Origin of the sequence: Paludisphaera borealis, from assembly GCF_001956985.1 — a bacterium.
GTDB lineage: Bacteria > Planctomycetota > Planctomycetia > Isosphaerales > Isosphaeraceae > Paludisphaera > Paludisphaera borealis.
Genome location: NZ_CP019082.1, coordinates 3631789 through 3649507 on the forward strand (window position 1 = coordinate 3631789; position 17719 = coordinate 3649507).

Annotated in this window: 10 protein-coding genes; 4 read left to right on the top strand and 6 right to left on the bottom strand. The window is 68.1% G+C overall.

Annotated elements, in window-relative coordinates; translation table 11 throughout:
* Positions 1 to 248: 248 nt before the first annotated feature.
* Positions 249 to 1169, top strand: a complete 921-nt coding sequence (locus BSF38_RS14110; protein WP_099091980.1) for an IS5 family transposase — start codon at positions 249 to 251, stop codon at positions 1167 to 1169.
* Here the strand turns inward: BSF38_RS14110 and BSF38_RS32665 are convergent.
* Entirely contained in the window at positions 1126 to 1695 is a 570-nt protein-coding gene (locus BSF38_RS32665) for a DUF1573 domain-containing protein (RefSeq protein WP_083712934.1), read from the bottom strand. The two genes, BSF38_RS14110 and BSF38_RS32665, sit on opposite strands and share 44 nt — an antisense overlap.
* A gap of 49 nt (positions 1696 to 1744) precedes the next feature.
* Positions 1745 to 3004, bottom strand: a complete 1260-nt coding sequence (locus BSF38_RS14120) for an MFS transporter (RefSeq protein ID WP_076346588.1) — start codon at positions 3002 to 3004, stop codon at positions 1745 to 1747.
* A gap of 250 nt (positions 3005 to 3254) precedes the next feature.
* On the opposite strand from BSF38_RS14120, the gene BSF38_RS29965 reads away from it, so the two are divergent.
* The 3 genes from BSF38_RS29965 to BSF38_RS14150 all read left to right on the top strand — a co-directional run bounded on the left by BSF38_RS29965 (position 3255) and on the right by BSF38_RS14150 (position 11069).
* A complete protein-coding gene (locus tag BSF38_RS29965; protein ID WP_145952123.1) occupies positions 3255 to 8456 on the top strand; it encodes a HEAT repeat domain-containing protein in 5202 nt (1733 codons plus the stop codon).
* Between the two features lie 136 nt (positions 8457 to 8592).
* Positions 8593 to 10074: an MFS transporter gene (locus BSF38_RS14145; RefSeq protein ID WP_145952124.1), complete on the top strand. Its 1482-nt coding sequence runs from the start codon at positions 8593 to 8595 to the stop codon at positions 10072 to 10074.
* Complete coding sequence (locus BSF38_RS14150) at positions 10074 to 11069, top strand: malate dehydrogenase (protein ID WP_076346592.1); 996 nt, start codon at positions 10074 to 10076, stop codon at positions 11067 to 11069. The genes BSF38_RS14145 and BSF38_RS14150 overlap by 1 nt, the downstream gene beginning before the upstream one ends.
* Positions 11070 to 11207: 138 nt before the next feature.
* Here the strand turns inward: BSF38_RS14150 and BSF38_RS14155 are convergent, their stop codons facing one another.
* From BSF38_RS14155 to BSF38_RS14170, 4 genes are all read right to left on the bottom strand, one after another.
* Entirely contained in the window at positions 11208 to 13130 is a 1923-nt protein-coding gene (locus BSF38_RS14155; RefSeq protein WP_076346594.1) for an Ig-like domain-containing protein, read from the bottom strand.
* A gap of 415 nt (positions 13131 to 13545) precedes the next feature.
* On the bottom strand, positions 13546 to 15345 hold the full coding sequence (locus tag BSF38_RS14160) for a hypothetical protein (protein WP_237170879.1): 1800 nt from the start codon (positions 15343 to 15345) through the stop codon (positions 13546 to 13548).
* Positions 15346 to 15550: 205 nt separating this feature from the next.
* Complete coding sequence (locus BSF38_RS14165; protein ID WP_076346598.1) at positions 15551 to 16204, bottom strand: bifunctional 4-hydroxy-2-oxoglutarate aldolase/2-dehydro-3-deoxy-phosphogluconate aldolase; 654 nt, start codon at positions 16202 to 16204, stop codon at positions 15551 to 15553.
* Positions 16205 to 16258: 54 nt separating this feature from the next.
* Positions 16259 to 17545, bottom strand: a complete 1287-nt coding sequence (locus BSF38_RS14170) for a DUF790 family protein (RefSeq protein WP_076346600.1) — start codon at positions 17543 to 17545, stop codon at positions 16259 to 16261.
* Positions 17546 to 17719: the final 174 nt, after the last annotated feature.

The following is a 17719-nucleotide window of genomic DNA, read 5'->3' on the forward strand; positions in this document are numbered from 1 at the left end:
CTGCCTTCTTACGGAGGCCGCAAGCGTCAATGCAATGGCATGTTCGCGCAATCGGTCCCCATAGTGAGCAACGGTTTACATCGCTTGGAGTATGTAGGATCGCAATCGGGGGAATTCTGAAAATATGTGGTGATGAAAACTAATTTAACACTGGTTTGACAACCGAAGCCGGTAAATAGAGGTACACATTGCTCTGTAGAAAACCCGTGAACCGTCGTCCACTGGCGGTCGTAGAATGACATGTGACTATGAGCAAATCACCACTGCGGGTGTTCCAGGTCGCCTACGAGGCGGCTTGTCGCGCCCTTCCGGCGCACCGCCACCAGTTCAGCCCCAAGAAGTTCACCCAGCCTCAACTTCTGGCCTGCCTGGTGCTCAAGGAGTTCCTCCGCCTCGACTACCGCGGCTTGGCGGCGCACCTGGCGGACCACGCCGACCTGCGGGACCGGATCGGGCTGACGGTCGTCCCGCACTTCACCACGTTTCAGAAGGCCGCGCAACGCCTGCTGGCGTCGGTCCCGGGCCGCCGGATGTTCGACGCCGTGCTCGATCGGGCGCGGCAGGACGGGACGCTGAAGCGCCGCGTCCCGTTGGCGGCCGTCGACGGCACGGGGATGGAGTCGCGGCACGTCAGCCGCTACTACGCCAAGCGTCGCTCCGCCGGAGACTCCGACCCCGCCAGGACTTACGCGCATTATCCGAAGGTCGTCTTCGTGGTCGACTGCAAGAGCCATATGATCCTCTCGGCGGTCCCGGGGCGTGGCCCGGCGTCGGATCTGGTGCAGTTCGGCCGGGCCTGGACCCAGGCCGTGCGCCGCGCCCGGATCGACACGCTGCTGGCCGACGCCGACTTCGACGCCGAACGGGTCCACCGGGCCGTCCGGTCGCACGGCGTGCGGACGATCATCCCGCCGAAGCGGGGCCGGCCGACCGACAAGCCCCCCACGGGCTGGTGGCGGCGGGTGATGAAACAGCGGTTCGCCCGACTCAAACGCAAGTACGGTCAACGGTGGCAGGTGGAGACGGTGAACTCGATGCTCAAGCGGCGCTTGGGCTCGGCCCTCCGCGCGCGGAAGCATCCGACCCAGTGCCGCGAGATCGTCCTTCGGGCCATTACCCATAACGTCATGATTGTGCGACTACGGGTTTTCTACAGAGCAACAACCTGACGTTTTTTACAACAAAATCTTCTTGGCCTTGAGCAAAATCTTCGTCGCCGATTGCAAGGTAATTGGGCTCAAAGCTAGTAGGCGGCAAGCTTGTAAATAAGAACCGGTAAACCATGTTCTTGTACTTTGGGTGATCCGTTTCGACTATGCAATACCTTTCGTTGTGCTGATGGGACGTGGGAACGTCCGTCGTCATGGAGACCAGAGCCGTCTCGCCTGGAGGGATCAACCTTTTGCTGATCGAAGCGTCCGTGCAGGTGCAACCCTTGGCGAACCGAACCACCGACAGAGGTGTCGACGATTGATTCGTGAATGTAAAATTGTGTGAAAGTTGATTTACTTGAGAACTGAGGATATTCCCAAAGTCATGGCTGAATTTGTTTGACGACGAAGCAGGAAGGAATTTGCTCGCCGTTGAAGCGGTCAAAAGAAGGGCCGCAGCCGAAATTACCCAAAGCACAAGATGGCGCGACCTGGCTTTCATCTTTTTTCGTGCCTCGTTTTCAAATGTATCCGCACGCCACATTTCGGATTAAATCCGCATGACACCGCCAAGTCAAGTCCACAGCCAACTCTTACCGATTTTTAATACCCTCCCTTCGGGATCTCTTGGCCGGTCGTTTCTCCAGATTCGGCAGGAAGCCGGTCAGCAGGCCGACGAGGGGGAGGAACGAGCAGACCTGGTAGACGAACTCGATGCTCGTCCGGTCGGCCAGGCCGCCAAGGACGGCCGCGCCGAGGCCTCCCATGCCGAACGCGAAGCCGAAGAACAGGCCGGCGACCGTGCCGACGCGGCTGGGGAGCAATTCCTGCGCGTAGACGATGATCGCCGAGAACGCCGACGCCAGGACGACCCCGATCGGCACGGTGAGGACGGCCGTCCAGAACAGGTTCGCATAAGGCAAGACCAGCGTGAACGGCAGCACGCCGAGGATCGACGTCCAGATCACGGCCTTGAATCCGATCCGGTCGCCGACCGGCCCGCCGGCCAGCGTCCCGGCCGCCACCGAGCCGAGGAATATGAACAGGTAAACCTGTGCCCACTCGATCGAGACCCCGAACCTGTGGATCAGGTAGAAGGTGTAGTAACTGCTCAGGCTGGCCATGTAGAAGTACTTCGAGAAGACCAGCAGGAGCAGGATGCCGATCGAAATCTTGACCCGGGCGGGTGAGACGTCGACCCGATGCGCGTGGCTCGCCGGGCGGGGGTTCGCCCGCAGGGCCGACAGGTGGTTTCCGTACCATTGGCCGACGGCGAACAGCAGGGCCATCGCGATCAGGGCGGCGATCGAGCACCAGGCGATGCTCCCCTGGCCCCAGGGGACGACGACGAACGCGGCCAGCAGCGGCCCGAGCGCCGAGCCCGCGTTGCCCCCGACCTGGAACAACGACTGCGCGAACCCGTGCCGGCCGCCCGACGCCAGCCGCGCCACGCGCGACGCCTCGGGATGAAACACCGACGATCCCACGCCCACCAGCCCGGCGGCCAGCAGGATCTTCGGGAAACTATCCGCTACCGACAGCAGCAATAATCCGAGGAGCGTGAAGACCATCCCCGAAGCCAGCGAGTACGGCCGGGGACGACGATCGGTGACGAATCCGACGACCGGTTGCAGCAGCGAGGCCGTCACCTGGAAGACGAACGTGATCAGCCCGACCTGCGTGAAGCTGAGCCTGTACCGATCGCTCAGCACCGGGTACAACGCCGGCAGGAGCGACTGCATGGTGTCGTTGAGCAGATGCGAAACACTCAAGGCCGCCAGGACCGCGAACACCGCTCCATCCGTGGACGTCCGTGACTGTACCGCCGCACACTCGCTCGAATTCATCGCCATCGACCTCGATCTCCCTTTGCTCGTCCGCGCCGACTCAACCGAACCTCGCTCCATTATGAATATCCGTCAATGACACGGCCACGATTCGTGAGGTTCGATCCGACGCCGCCCGAGAACCGGTCGTCAGCGAGCCACGCCGCGCCGGCGTCGCGCCAGAGCCCCTGGTTGCGGGCGATTTCACAAAATCTGTACAATTGCTCGCTGCTCTCCCATGGTGTGGCCCGCCGAAGTCTCAACAGGAAGTTCGCTCATGCCGTTTGGAATCCTCTCGCGGACGTGTTCCGCACGCCTGCGCACGGCCTTCGTTCTCGGAATCGCGACCGCTCTCGTTCCGAGCCTCGGCGGGCTCGCCCGAGGGGCGACGCCGAAGGTCCCCGAGGGGTTCCAGATCCGCCTGATCGCGGCGGTGCCGGCCGTGAAGTATCCGTGCCAGCTCGCCACCGCGCCCGACGGCTCGCTGTTCGTCGGCGAGGACCCGATGGACCAGATCGGGCCGGCGGACAAGCCGATCGACAAGGTCCTGCTGTTCCGGCCCGGCAAGGAGCCGGTCGTCTTCGCCGAGAACCTGAGCGCGATCTTCGGCATGCTCTGGCACGACGGCGCCCTCTACGTCATGAACATGCCGAACCTGACCGTGCTCCGCGACACCGACGGCGACGGCAAGGCCGACCAGCGCACCGAGATCTTCAAAGACATGGGCGTGGCCGCCGGCTTCCCCAACATGCTCAACGACCACATCGTTTCGGGCATCCAGATCGGCATCGACAATTACCTGTACATCGCCGTCGGCGACAAGGGGGTCCCCAAGGCGACGGGCCCCGACGGCCGCACGGCCCAGCTCAAGGGGGGCGGCGTGCTCCGCTGCCGGCTCGACGGCACGGGCCTGGAGGTGTTCTCGTCGGGTACCCGCAACCACCTGGAGCCGAACCTCGACGCCCGCGACAACCTGTTCACATACGACAACACCGACGACGGCCTCGGCTGGTGGACCCGCGTGACCCACCACGTCGACGGCGGTTATTACGGCTATCCATACGACTACCACGACCGCACCGACCGCATGCTGCCGCGGATGGCCGAGTACGGCGGCGGCTCGCCGTGCGGCGGTCTCGTCTACAACGAAGACGCCTGGCCCGAGAAATACCGGGGCCGGGCCTTCTGGACCGAGTGGGGCAAGCGCACCGTGCGCGGCTTTCGGTTCGATCCCAAGGGGTCGAGCTTCCAGGTCGGCGACGTGATCGACTTCGTCGAGCCCGGCGAGGTCGAGGACTTCCGGCCGATCGACCTGGCCCTCTCGCACGACGGCAAGACGATGTACATCGCCGACTGGTCGATGGGGGGCTGGGGCAACAAGAAAGAGAAGCTCGGCCGCGTCTACGCCGTGACCCACAAAGACGCCGACACGACCCCCCGCCGGCTCCGGGGCGCCGACTCCGACCCGGCCGACCGCCAGATCGCCCAGCTCGACCACCCGGCCCTCACCGAGCGGAAGCGCGCCCAGGCCGCGCTGACCCGCCTGGGCAAGCCGGCGCTGGCCGCCGTGACGGCCGCCCTGGCCGACGATAAGACGCCTCCCCTCGCCAAGCGACACCTCGTCTGGGTCGTCGACGCCATCGCCGGCGGCTCGCCCGAGGCCGCCTCGCCGCTGATCGCCGCGCTCGACTCGTCCACGCCCGACGTCCGCGCCCAGGCCGCCCGCGCGCTCAGCGAGCACCCGACGCCGAAAGCGACCTCCTCGCTGGTCAGCCGGCTCAACGACGCCGAGCCCTCCGTCCGGCTCCAGGCGATCGTGGCGCTGGGGAGGATCGGCGACTCGTCGGCGATCCCGGCCCTGACGCCGATCGTCGCCGACGCCGACGTCTTCCTCGCCTACTCGGCCCGCAAGGCGCTCGAGCGGATCGGCGACTGGCCGGCGACCGCCCGGGGGCTCCAGTCGACCGACGCCAAGGTCCGCGCCGGGGTCTTGCTGACGATGGAGCGGGTCTACGACAAGGGCGCCGTCTCGGCCCTGGCCGAATTCGCGTCGTCGGCCTCGCACGATCCGGCCGAGCGGGCGAAAGGGCTGACGTTCCTGTCGTCGGCCTGCCGCAAGGCGCCGCCGTGGGACGGAAGCTGGTGGGGCACCCAGCCGGCGCGGAACAAGGTGCCGGCGAAGACGGTCGACTGGGAAGGCACTCCGCTGGTCCTCGACACGATCCACCGGCTTCTCGACGCCCCCGCGCCGGCCGTCCGCAAGGCCGCCGCCGAGGCGGTCGCCGACGTTTCCGACAAGGGCGCGGCGGTGTTGTTGCGTCCCCGGTTCGAGAAGGAGGCCGACCTCGGCGTCCGCTCGGCCTTCGCCCGGACCCTGGGAGCGCTCGGCGATAAAGAATCGCTGCCGGCGCTCGCCTCGGCCCTCCGCGACGCCCACAACCCCGATCCGGTCCGCGACGCGGCTCTGGACGCCGTCAAGGCGATCGGCGGCGACCAGGCGACGAAGGTCCTGCTCGACGTGCTCGCCGACAAGAGTTTGAGCGTCGACCGCCAGAAGGTCGTGATCGCCGCGCTCGGCAAGTTCAAGGCCGACGCCGCGGTCTCGGCCCTCGTCCAGTCGCTCGGCAACTCGACCCCAACCGTCCGCGACGCGGCCGTCGGCGCGCTCGCCTCGGTGCTCGGATCGCAGAAAGGCGGACCGTCCGCTTCGGGCGTCGAGGCGATCCGGAAACGGCTCGACGACCCGTCGGCCGAGGTCCGCAAGCGGGCCGTCGAGGCGATCGGCGCCCTCAAGGACCGCGCTTCGATCCCCGCGTTGATCGCGGCGGCCGACCGTGAAGACACCCGGTTCGAGGCCGTCGAAGCCCTCGCCGCGATGCCCGACCTCGCCGCCTTCCAGGTCTATCTGCGAGCCCTCGGCGACAAGAGCCCCGACCTCCGCCGCCACGGCGCCCGCGCCGTCGGCCAGCTCCGCGACCGGGCGATCCCGATCCTGGAACAGCTCGCGAAGCGGAACGAACTGCCGGCGGCGGCCCTGCCCGAGCTGCGCACCGTGTTCGACGGCCTCGAACCGATCCTCAAGTGGAAGGTGATCGGACCGTTCCCGATCAAGGACGCGACGCCGTTCCCGACCGATCAGCCGATCGACCTGAAAGCCTCGTTCAAGGGCGTCGACGAGAAAGACGCGTCGTGGAAGTCGGCCGCCGCCGCCGATCCGAAAGGCCAGATCGACCTGGGCCGGATTTACGGGCACGACGACGACCGGGCGGCGTTCGGTTACGTCGAGATCGACAGCCCGACCGACCGCACCGCGACGATGGCCGTGGGCTCCGACGACACCCTGACCGTCTGGGTCGACGGCAAGCAAGTTTACGACTTCTCAGACCGCCGGGGCTTCACGGCCGAGGAGTCGAAGTTCGAGGTCAAGCTGAAGCAGGGCAAGAACGCGATCCTGATTCGCTGCGGCAATCGAGGCGGCCCCTGGCAGTTCTCGGCGTCGGTCGCCGGCGCGGCGGATTACGCGTTCCTGAAGGGTCCCTCGGCCGCGGCGTTCGACCCCGAGGCCTACCGGGCCGAGGCCCTCAAGGGAAAGGGTTCGCCCGAGAGCGGCCGGGCGCTGTTCGCGGACCTGAAGGGGCTCGCGTGCATCAAGTGCCACGCCGTCGGCAAGGAAGGGGGCGCGGTCGGCCCCGAGCTGTCGAGCGTCGGCGCCAAGTACCCGCGCGACGAGATCATCGCCTCGGTCCTCTTCCCCTCGGCCAAGATCTCCAGCGGCTTCGAGTCCATCGTGCTGGCCCTGGCCGACGGCCGGGTGCTCACCGGCGTCGTCAAGAACGAGACCCCCGAGGCCGTCGAGATCCAGGACGTCGACGCCCACCTGATCCGGGTCGAGAAGGAGGAAATCGAGGACCGCAAGCGGAGCGACGTCTCGATCATGCCTCCCGGCCTGGCCGAGGGGATCAGCCCGGCCGACTTCGCCGACCTGATCGCCTACCTGGAGACGCTCAAGCAGCCGCCGGCCCCCGAGAACGCCCCCGCGCCGAAGACGTCCGACGCCAAGCCGCTCGGCCTCTTCGAAGGTCAGGCCGACGTCGGCCGCGTGCGGCTCGCGGGCGCCGCGGCCTTCGATGAAAAGAAAGGCTCTTACGCAATCTCGGGCGCCGGCGAGAACATGTGGTTCGCCGCCGATGCGTTCCAGTTCGTCTGGCGGCAGGCGAAGGGCGACCTGACGCTCGACGCCGACGTCGCCTTCGAGGGCGCGGGCAAGAACCCCCACCGCAAGGCCGTGCTGATGATCCGCCAGAGCCTCGACGCCGACTCGGCCTACGCCGACGTCGCGCTGCACGGCGACGGCCTCACGTCGCTCCAGTTCCGCGACGGTCGGGGGGCGAACACGCACGAGATCCAGGCGGGTGTCAAGGGCCCCGAACGACTGCGGATCGAGAAGCGCGGCGGGGTCGTCCGCATGTGGGTCGGGTCTCATGGTTCGGACCTCGGTTTCTCGGGCGCGGCGCAGAAGATCGCCTTCACCGAGCCGTTCTACGTCGGCCTCGGCGTCTGCTCGCACGAGAACGACGTCGTCGAGCGGGCCGTGTTCACGAACGTCGCGATCAACACCGACCCGCCCAAGACCGGGGCCAAACCGAAGCTCTACAGCGCGCTCGAAACCCAGTCGATCGCCTCGACCGACCGTCGCGTGGTGTATGTCGCGCCCGGGAGGTTCGAGGCCCCCAACTGGCTCCCCGGCGGCCGCGCGATCCTGTTCAACGGCGACGGCCGGATTCACCGGATCGACGTCGCCGGAGGCGCGCCGAGCGCCGTCGACACGGGCTTCGCGGTCCGCTGCAACAACGACCACGGCGTCTCGCCCGACGGCCGCTCGCTGGCGATCAGCGACCAGTCGCAGGGGGATCGCAAGTCGCGGATCTACATGCTGCCGCTCGCCGGCGGGACACCCAGACTCGTCACCCCCGAGGCGCCGTCGTACTGGCACGGCTGGTCGCCCGACGCCGCGACCCTCGCCTACTGCGCCGAGCGCGGCGGCGAGTTCGACGTCTACACCAGGCCCGCTGCGGGGGGTGCCGAGACCCGCCTGACGACCGCCAAGGGGCTCGACGACGGTCCCGAATACGCGCCCGACGGTAGTTGGATCTATTTCAATTCGGATCGCACCGGGCGGATGCAGATCTGGAAGATGAAGCCAGACGGGACCGATCAGAGTCAGGTCACGTCGGACGAGTTCAACAACTGGTTCCCGCACGTCTCGCCCGACGGCCGGAAGCTGGCGTTCCTCTCCTACGACAAGTCGGTGAGCGGGCATCCCGCCGACAAGGACGTCGCCGTGCGGCTGCTGGACCTCGCGACCGGGACCGTCTCGGTCCTCGCCCGCGTCTTCGGCGGCCAGGGGACGCTGAACGTCAACTCGTGGTCGCCCGACGGCCGGAACATCGCCTTCGTGACCTACCAGATGATCCCCTGAGCCGCGTCGGCTTACCCCGCCCCCGCCGTTCGCCCGGGCCGATCCCCCCTGGACGGCCCGGCGTCGCTGGCGTACGATCGGCACTGGCCGGGTCCGGCCGAACAGACCGGACGGCCGTGTCGGGAGTGCCACGTTCGTGAGTCAGTCGAGCAACGAATCGAGCGCCGGGGGGGTTCCATCGCCGGTCCCACCCTCGGGGGCTTCCCCGCTGGGCGAGCCGCGCCCGGCGCCGTGGTGGGCCTGGGGAGCGCTCGGCTTCCTGTTCCTGGCTCAAATGCTGGGCTCGTTCGACCACTGGCTGTTCACCGCCCTGATCCTGCCGATCGGCTTGGAACTCGAACTGCTGGACGAACAGGCCGCCTGGCTGTCGAGCCTCACGCTGATCGCCGCGTCCCTCTGGGCGCCGACGCTCGGCTTCTTCGCCGACCGGATGCGGCGGCCAAGGCTGGCGGCCCTGGCGATCGCGGCGGCGAGCCTGGCGACCATCGTCACGGGCATGGCCGCTTCCTACGATCAGCTTCAGGCGGCCCGCGTTCTCGTCGGAATCGGCGGCGTGAGCTTCCGCGTGATCGCCCTTACCCTGTTGATGGACCTGTTCCCCCGCGGCGTCCGGGCGCGGGTGCTCGCGGCCTATTTCCTCGCGCTTCCCGCCGGCGCCGCGCTCGGCCTGGGCCTGGGCCCGGCGCTCGACATCGGGCTCACCTGGCACACGGCGTTCCTGATCGCCGGCGCGCCGGGGCTGCTCGTGGCGATGGCGGCCCTGGTGTTGCCCGAGCCCGCGCGGGGGATCAGCGAAGGAGTCGCCGTCCCTCGGCTTCGGCTCCATGAGGCGGTCGGCCCCAGCGTCGAGGATTACGTCGACCTGATGGTCAATTCATCGTACACCTATTCGGTCTTCGGCCTGACGTTCACGACGTTCGTGATCGGCGGATTGTTCTACTGGCTGCCGTCGTTCCTGACCGGCGTCCGGATGATTCCCGCCGACCGCGTCGGGCCGATGCTGGCGGTCGTGCTGCCGACGGCCATGGCCGTGGGGATCGCCGGTGGCGGCTGGCTGGCCGATCGGTGGTCGAAGACCAACCCCCGGGCGCTCTTCCTCGTCCCCGCCGGAGCCGCCCTGACGGCGATCCCGGTCTTGCTCGTCGTGATCTTCGGCAAGAGCCAGACGGCGGTGGTCGTCGCCGTGTTCGCCGCGACGGCGCTGTTGTTCGCGAACCTTGGTCCGTGTTTCGCGATCATCGCCCGAGTGACGGCCCCCAACATGCGAGCCGTGGCGTGCGGGTCGGCCCTGGCCGTGACGCACCTGCTGGGCGACGTCTGGTCGCCCGGCCTGATGGGATGGGTCGCCGACGTCTTCGGCCAGACCGATTCGATGGCGACCCCCTTCGGCAAGGCCCTGGCGGCGTTGGGCGCGACCCCCAGGGTCATCGCCGGCCGCGATCCCGAGAACCTCGCCGCCGCGTTCCTGACGTTGCCCCCCGCGCTGGCGATCGCCGCCGTGGTGCTGCTCGCCGGCGCGTGGCATCTGCCGCGCGAGACGGCCCTGATGCTGGCCAAGCTCCGCGCCGCGCCCCCTTATTCGTTTCCACCCCAACCCCAATCCAGGGAGAATCCTTGATGACGACGCCGATTCGCGTGGCCGTGACCGGAGCCGGAGGACAGATCGGTTACGCGCTCTTGTTCCGCATCGCCTCGGGCGCGGTCTTCGGCCCCGAGCAGCCCGTGGCCCTTCAGCTTCTGGAAATCACTCCGGCCTTGCCGTCGCTGGGCGGGACGATCATGGAGCTGGAAGACTGCGCCTTCCCGCTGTTGACCGACGTCAAGGCGTCGGACAAGGCCGACGTCGCGTTCGGCGACGCCGACTGGGTGATCCTCGTCGGCGGCTTGCCGCGCAAGGACGGCATGACCCGGGCCGACCTGATCCGCGCCAACGGCCCGATCTTCACCGGCCAGGGCAAGGCGATCAACGACGCCGCCGGCCCGAACGTCCGCGTGGTGACGGTAGCCAACCCCTGCAACACCAACTGCCTGATCGCCAGGTCGCACGCCCCGAAGGTCGCCGCCGACCGCTGGTTCGCCATGACCATGCTCGACCAGAACCGGGCGAGCGCGCAGATCGCCATGAAGGCCGGCGTGCCGGTCGGGTCGGTCAAGAAGGTCACCATCTGGGGCAACCACAGCGACACCCAGTATCCCGACTACAAGAACGCCGTGATCGCCGGCGTGCCGGCCACGAGCGTGATCACCGACGCGGCGTGGTTCACCGACACCTTCATCCCGACCGTCGCCAAGCGCGGCGGGGCCGTGATCAAGGCTCGGGGCGCGTCGTCGGCCGCCTCGGCCGCGAACGCCGCCATCGACACCGTCCGCAACCTCTACCACCCGACGCCGGCCGACACCTGGTTCAGCACGGCCGTCGTCTCCGACGGCAGCTACGGCGTCCCGGCGGGCCTGATCTACAGCTTCCCGGTCCGGTCCAAGGGCGAAGGCAACTGGTCGATCGTCCCCGACGTCGCCGTCGACGACGACGCCCGCAAGCGCCTCGACGCCGGAGTCGCCGAGCTGATCTCCGAACGCGAGGCCGTCAAGGACCTCCTCGGCCCGGCGGTCTGACCCGACCGCTGCAAGACAGTCATGAAAACAGGCCGTCGCGAGCATACCTTCTCCCCTTGCGGGCGAAGGTGGCCGCAGGCCGGATGAGGGGTGAGCATCCTAGGCGTTGTTCGAACGGCCTCACCGCTCGAACTCCCCTCATCCGCCCCTTCGGGGTGCCTTCGCCCGCAAGGGGAGAAGGGAATTCGGTCTCACCCCCGTCTGCAACTCCCAGGCGATCCGCGTTACGCGGGTGGATCGTCGATCCCAAGCGGCCGTCGATCCCCATCGCCGGCTGGGAGTCGCCGCGGGCGGCTTTCGTTCCACGGCTTCCGCGTCGGAAACCACAGTCGACGACGCCGGAGCAGCCGAGGTCCTCCGCGCCGTGACGCTGCCCGCGGTCGACAGGGGGGGCGAGAAGTACGTGTTCGCCAGATTGGCCGACGTCACGCCGCCGAAGTAGTAATGCGCGCCGGCGTCGTCGTACTGATACAGCGATCCGTCCTGAAAGATGACCTCGTAAACGAGCGCGCCGCCGGCCGTGTACGCCGCGCTGGCCGACTGCACGCCGCCGGCCAGGAAGCTCACGCCGCTCGCGTCGTACTGGAACAAGTCTCCGTTCGCGAAGACGACCTCGTAGGTGGCGCCGCCCGACGGCGCATAGGCGATGGTGGCCGCCCCCACGCCGCCGGCCAGGTACGTCACGCCGCTCGCGTCGTACTGGTACAAGGCCCCGTTCGTGAAAACGACCAGGTACGTGGGAGCGCCGGACGACGTGTACGCGGTGCTCGCCGACTGCACGCCGCCGGCCAGGTAGTGCGCGCCGGTCGTGTCGTACTGGTACAAGTCTCCGTTCGCGAAGACGACCGTGTAGACCAGATCGCCGCCCGGCGCAAGGCCCCCGTTCGCCGACCGCACGCCGCCGGCCAGGTACTTCACGCCGGTCGAATCATACTGATATAAGCCGCCGGTATTGAAGGTGACGAGGAACGTCGAGTCCGCCGGAGGCGTCGGCGCGGCGCCGGCGACGTTGATGGTGATCGTCGCGGTGTTGCTGACCTGCGACCCGTCCGTCGCCTGGATCGTGAACGTGTCGCGCCCCGAGTACGACGCGTACGGCCTGTAGGTGTACGACCCGTCCCGCAGATTCCTGACCAGCGTGCCGTGAGCGGGTTTCGAGACGTTGGCGAGCGACAACGACAGCCCCTGGGGATCGACGGCGCCGGCGAGCAACTGCGCCGGGGTGAGGTTCACCGAGGAGCCCGCCGCCACGCTGAACGTCTGGTTCAGGACGGTCGGCGGCGCGGGCGACGGAGGAGGCGCCACCGGAGTCGGCGGCGCGTCGCTCGTCCTCCAGCTTTCGAGCTGATCGTACACCGACTTGGTGATCCGGATCGCGAACGAATCGGACACGGCCACGCCGTAGACGACGCCGGTCGAGGTCGTCCAGACCGGGCTGCCGCTCTGACCGCCGTAAATGGTGATGTTCGGATTATGAAAGAGGATGCCGTTGCCGCCCGTGGAGAGACCGTCGATCCGTCCCGAGGTGTACTGCATGTTGAGGCCGTCGTAACCGTTGGCGGCGGGGTAGCCCGCGGTGGCGAAAATCGCGCCGGAGCTGAACGTGCTGTTGGTGTTCGAGTAGCCGTACGACAGCCAGCCGGTCTGGTCGCCAATGGCCGTGTCGAGCGTGATCAGGCCGATGTCGAGGGCGTCGGGGGACGTCTCGCCCTGGTGGCCCTGGTCGTAATTGATCCAGGTCGTGAACGTGCGTACGTAGGTGGATTGGGCGCTGCCGTACGGCTCGGAGGTTCCATGCAGCTCGGGGATGGCCGTGATCGACGTGGCCCAGCCGCCGTGCTCGGAGCTGTAGACGACGTGACCGGCCGTCAGGACGTGGTTGGCATCGATCATCGAGCCGCTGCCGACCATCTCCTCGCCGTCGGGATAGGTCATCTCCAGCTTGACGATCGCCGAATAGGGGATTCCCGAGCCGGCCGCGACCGGGCTGAGCGAAAGCACGACCCGCGCCTCAAGCCCCTCGATCGCCGGCCGCACGCACTTCCGCGACAGTCGCGTCATGATGCGCCTTCCCGATGACATGCTCAAGAGCCCCTGGACTTGCGCTCAGGGACCGGTGCCAGGATCATGATCCGTCAAACATCAAACGCCGTGCATCAATGCACAGCACATGAAGATGGTCGCCACGGCCCCTTTTGGACCGAGCGAGCCATCTTATCATCGATCACCGCATCTCCGCACGCCGTTGCTTCGTTTCTTCACGGCCGCCGAATCCGAGGTGTTTCCTCCCTCGCGTCCAGCGTGCGGACGATCAACCCCGCCCATGCGTTCCGTTTCGTTCGCCACGCGGCTCGGCGAAAGCAATCTAACTATACTTCATGTATCCGGAGATGGAGGTGGCGGGCGAACGGATGTGGGAAGTTGATCAGCTCGCAGGTCGGCGCGTCGCGGAGGGAAACGAGCCAACCAGGGGGGTTCAGCGGACAGGTCGGGCGGAAGGGCCGTCGCCGGCGCGGGCGTTGGGGTCGAGGCCGATGATCCGGCCTCGGGGACGGCTGCGGTCGACGATGACGGGGGCGGCGTCGGTGGTCTCGGCGCCGCCGCGATTGCCGAGGGTGTCGACGGCCTCGACGCGGACGTGGAACTTGGGAGGCAGGTTGGGCGGGACGCTCCAGACGAACTGGCCGGCGTTCTCCTGGGTCTGGGCGATCGGCTCCCAGACCGCGCCCGGCTGATCGGCCCGCCAGAAGAGCGAGACCGAGCGCGGGGGGAGGTGGGCGTCGGTGGCGCGCCACGAGACGGCGATCTTGCCGGCGTGGACGCCGGTTCCGACCTTGACCGGAAAGAGCTGGACGGCCGGCGGGGTCGAGTCGACTTCCACCCAGGTCTGCGGAACCTCGCCGGGGGCCGGGGGCCGGTCGCCCAGTCCCGAGGCCGAGAGGGCGACGAGCGACAGGCCGAAGGTGCCCTCGCCGCCGAGGTCGACGTCGAAAGGACTCGTCTTATCCGCATCGAGGCCGCGGCGGCTCCAGGTCCGGCCGCCGTCGTGGGTCAGCCAGAGTTCGACGGTCGCCGGGCCGCCGGGGCCCGCGTCGTTGACTTCATACTGGAGCTTGAACTGGGGGCTCCCCACCAGAATCGTCGCGCCGCCGCCGTCGCCCGACGCCCCGGCGCTGGCCGGCGGGGCCGACGCGGCGGGGGCCGGGGCTTCGCCGCCGGGATTCGGGAACGGGTCGGGGAAAACCGAGCCAGACGCGGACGCGGCGGGCGCAGGCGCGGCGGCCCGGCTGTCGGCGACGCGGCCCGCGGGGCGATCCCAATCGGGCGGCGGTGGGAACGTGTCGGCGGCGGCCACGGCGGCGGCGGCCCCATTGTCCACGTCGACGCGGGGCCTGCGGGCGGCCGGCGCTCGCGCGGTTCGGGCGGCGGGACGCGGCGGCGCGGCGAGGTCGTCCTCCACCGGCGGGAACGCCGAACTCTCGGCGATCGGCGACTCCGTCCGCCGCGAAATCTTCTCGAGCGGCGGAGCCGTAGCGGCTTCGGGATCGAGCGCCGCAAAGTCGGGGGGCGCCGCCGAGCCTTCGGGCAGGGCGATCACGCTCTCGGCCACGTTCCCGGCCTTGTCGGACACCGACGCCCGGACCCGGAGGCTGTCGGCCGTCCCCGCGTCCCACTTCTGCACGCCCACCACCGCGGGCTTGCGAAGCGGCACCTGCTTCCACTTGAGAGCGCCCTCAACCTGGTATTCGAGGACCAGCGTCTTGAGGTCGAGGTTCTCGTCCTTCGCCACCCAGCGGACCTGCGCCACGCTCCCGCGGCGGCCGTCGGCCTCGACCACAAGCGAGGGGGGGACCGAATCGATGATCACCTTCATGCTCGGTTCGACCGTCTGGTCGAGCGGCGGCGAGTACCGATCGTCGGTCGTCACCGTCCGGACCGCGAACCAGTATTCGCCGTCGCCCGGGGCGCGGAAGGTGAACTTGCCGAGTTCGGGTCGGGTCTTGCTGGCGGCCTTCCAGGTGTATCCCGAGTCCTCCGAGACCCAGAGCTGGACTTCCTTGAGCTGGGCGCGGCCCTGCTCGTTGATGTTGAACGGGATCCGGAACGACTTATCCTTGTGGAACAGCGTCACGGGCCTCGCCCCGGCCGGCTTCCCGGCGGATTCGGCCTTCGCCTCAGAGGCGCACAGCATCCCCAGCGCAGCGAGAGCCAGCGACCAGGCCAGGGGCCTCGACGCGCTCGCTCTCCATCTGTTTGGGGGTGCCTCGGACGCCACGGATTTCGTCTCCTTCGCCCAACCGACCGCCGCGCACTGGCCCGACGACCGACAGGGCACAGGGCTTATGCCGGCTTTATCGACCCTGCGTCCGACCTGGCTTGAAACGATTCAGGCGACAAGTCGGATTGCAGCGACGAAAACCGTTTAGCCAAGCAAACCTGGAGAAGATAGAGCGGAAATACCGTCCGAGCTTCTGGCGCGGCTACCGGGCCGCGGCGCGAAATTCGCGAACGATGGCGACGTACTGGCTGGCGAGGGACCGGATGCGGTCGAAGTCGCGCGCGGCGACGGCCTTGGGCTCGACAAGCGAGCCGCCGACGCCAAGGCAGCAGGCGCCGGCCTTCAAGAAGGCCTCGGCGGTGTTCAGGTCGACCCCGCCGGTGGGCATGAGCCGGATCTGGGGCAGGGGGCCGCGGAGGGCCTTCAGGTAAGTTGGGCCGACGGCGTCGGCGGGGAAGATCTTAACCACGTCGGCCCCGGTCTCCCAGGCGGTGACGACTTCGGTGGGGGTGAGCGCGCCCGGCATGACGACCTTGTCGTAGCGGCGGCAGAGGCGGATGACGTCCGGGTTCACGTTGGGGGAGACGAGGTATTCGGCACCCGCCAGCAGGGCGATGCGCGCGGTCTCGGGGTCGAGCACGGTGCCGGCGCCGAGGACCAGCGCGTCGCCGACCTGGCGGCGGGCGTCGCGGATGACGTCGACGGCGTCGGGGACCGTGAAGGTGATCTCGGCGGCGGTCACGCCCCCTTCGGCCAGGGCTTCGACGACCTTCACCAGCGACTCGCTCGATTCGGAGCGGACGATCGCCACGACGCCGCCGTCGAGGATGCGCTTGAGGGTGGTTTCGCGCGACATGGCAGGTTCCTTTCGGATCGCAACAGGGCGGGGCAGGGGACCGACGGACTTCGTTCAGAACAGCTTGGCCGGGGCGTCGGGCGGGTTCAACAGCCGGTCGAGGATGCCGGCCAGCTCCGGGGCGCTCGGGATTTCCTTGAACCAGAGGATCGGGTTCGGGAGCTTGCTGACGGCGTCCTCATCGACCTTGAGCTTCTCGGAGATGATCAGGACGAACCGGGGCGGCCCCAGGCGGGGAAGTTGGTCGAGCAGGCGGTCGAGGGTCGCCTTCTTCCAGAAGCCGACGACCTCGATGAAGACGTCGACGCCGGTCGCCTTGTGGACGGCTCGGTAGTCGGGCACCCAGACCCCTTCGCGGCCGAGTTCGACGACCTCGGTGACCTCGCTCAACTCCCACGCCGGCGCGACCTGGCGGAACCGCTCGGCGAACGCCGGGATCTCGGGAGGAACGTAGACTCCGGTGTCGGCCTGGTGCGGCACCAGTCCCAGGCTGGGGTCGAGGTGGAAGCTCCGGGGATCGCGCTTCGGGCCCCACCGCAGCTCGGCGTCGAGCCGGAAGTCGCAGCAGCGGAGCAGCGACGGCAGGAAAAGGGCCATCTGAAGCCCGTACCGCGTGGTCGCGCTGAACAGGCTCAGGGGGCCGTCGATGTGGAAGACGTAGCCGTCGCGCATGGTTCCCGACACGCGGTACAGGAGGCGGTGGAACTTGAGCTGCCGGAAGAGCTGGCGATACCGCGCGGGGGTCTCGTTCTTGACCTCGACGACGACCCGGACCGAACGGAGCAGGACGGTCTGGGCGAGGGCGACGTTGTAGCGGTCGAGCAGCCGCTGGGCGGTCATGTCCTTGAACGAGAGCATGCGGTTCTCGTCGCGAAGGTCGGCGAACAGGCCGTCGATGAGCGTCTGCGGCGCGACCTTCAGCTCGTCGGCGACGGCCGCCAGAACCTGATCACGGCGGAACGGAGGACGAGGCCCGATTCCGGCCTCGGGCAACGGGTTCGCCTCCGGGCCGGGCTTGCCGAGCGTCTTGCGATGCGCGGCGGCGGCGGTGAACACCTTCTCGCGGATCACGTCCGGCGGCACGTCGGCCACGACCTCGAACTCGGAGCCGTCCTCCAGCACCTTCGCCAGCCCGCGATGCACGAGGGTCGCCTTGCCCCCACTCCCGAACAGCTCGTCGATCTCGGCCTCGATCTCACCCCGCGTCATCCCCACGCCCTCGCGGAAGATCAACAGCAGGCTCTCGGCCGCCTCAAGCCACTGCGCGCTCTCGCGGTTGAGATAGAGCGGCAGCACCCGCTCCTTGGAAATCTTGACTCGAACCAGGTCGCCGGTGAGCATCAGGCCGCTCCCCGCAAAGTGATGCGGTCGGTGCAGGGCTTGCCTCGCAATACAAGCCCGAAGCGCCAGCGAGTGCATGGTCCGGAATACAAGCCCGAAGCGCCAGCGATTGAATGGTTCGGGCGGCCGGTTCCGGAGGCGACGCGGTTCGCAAGGGAATTCACTCGCTGGCGC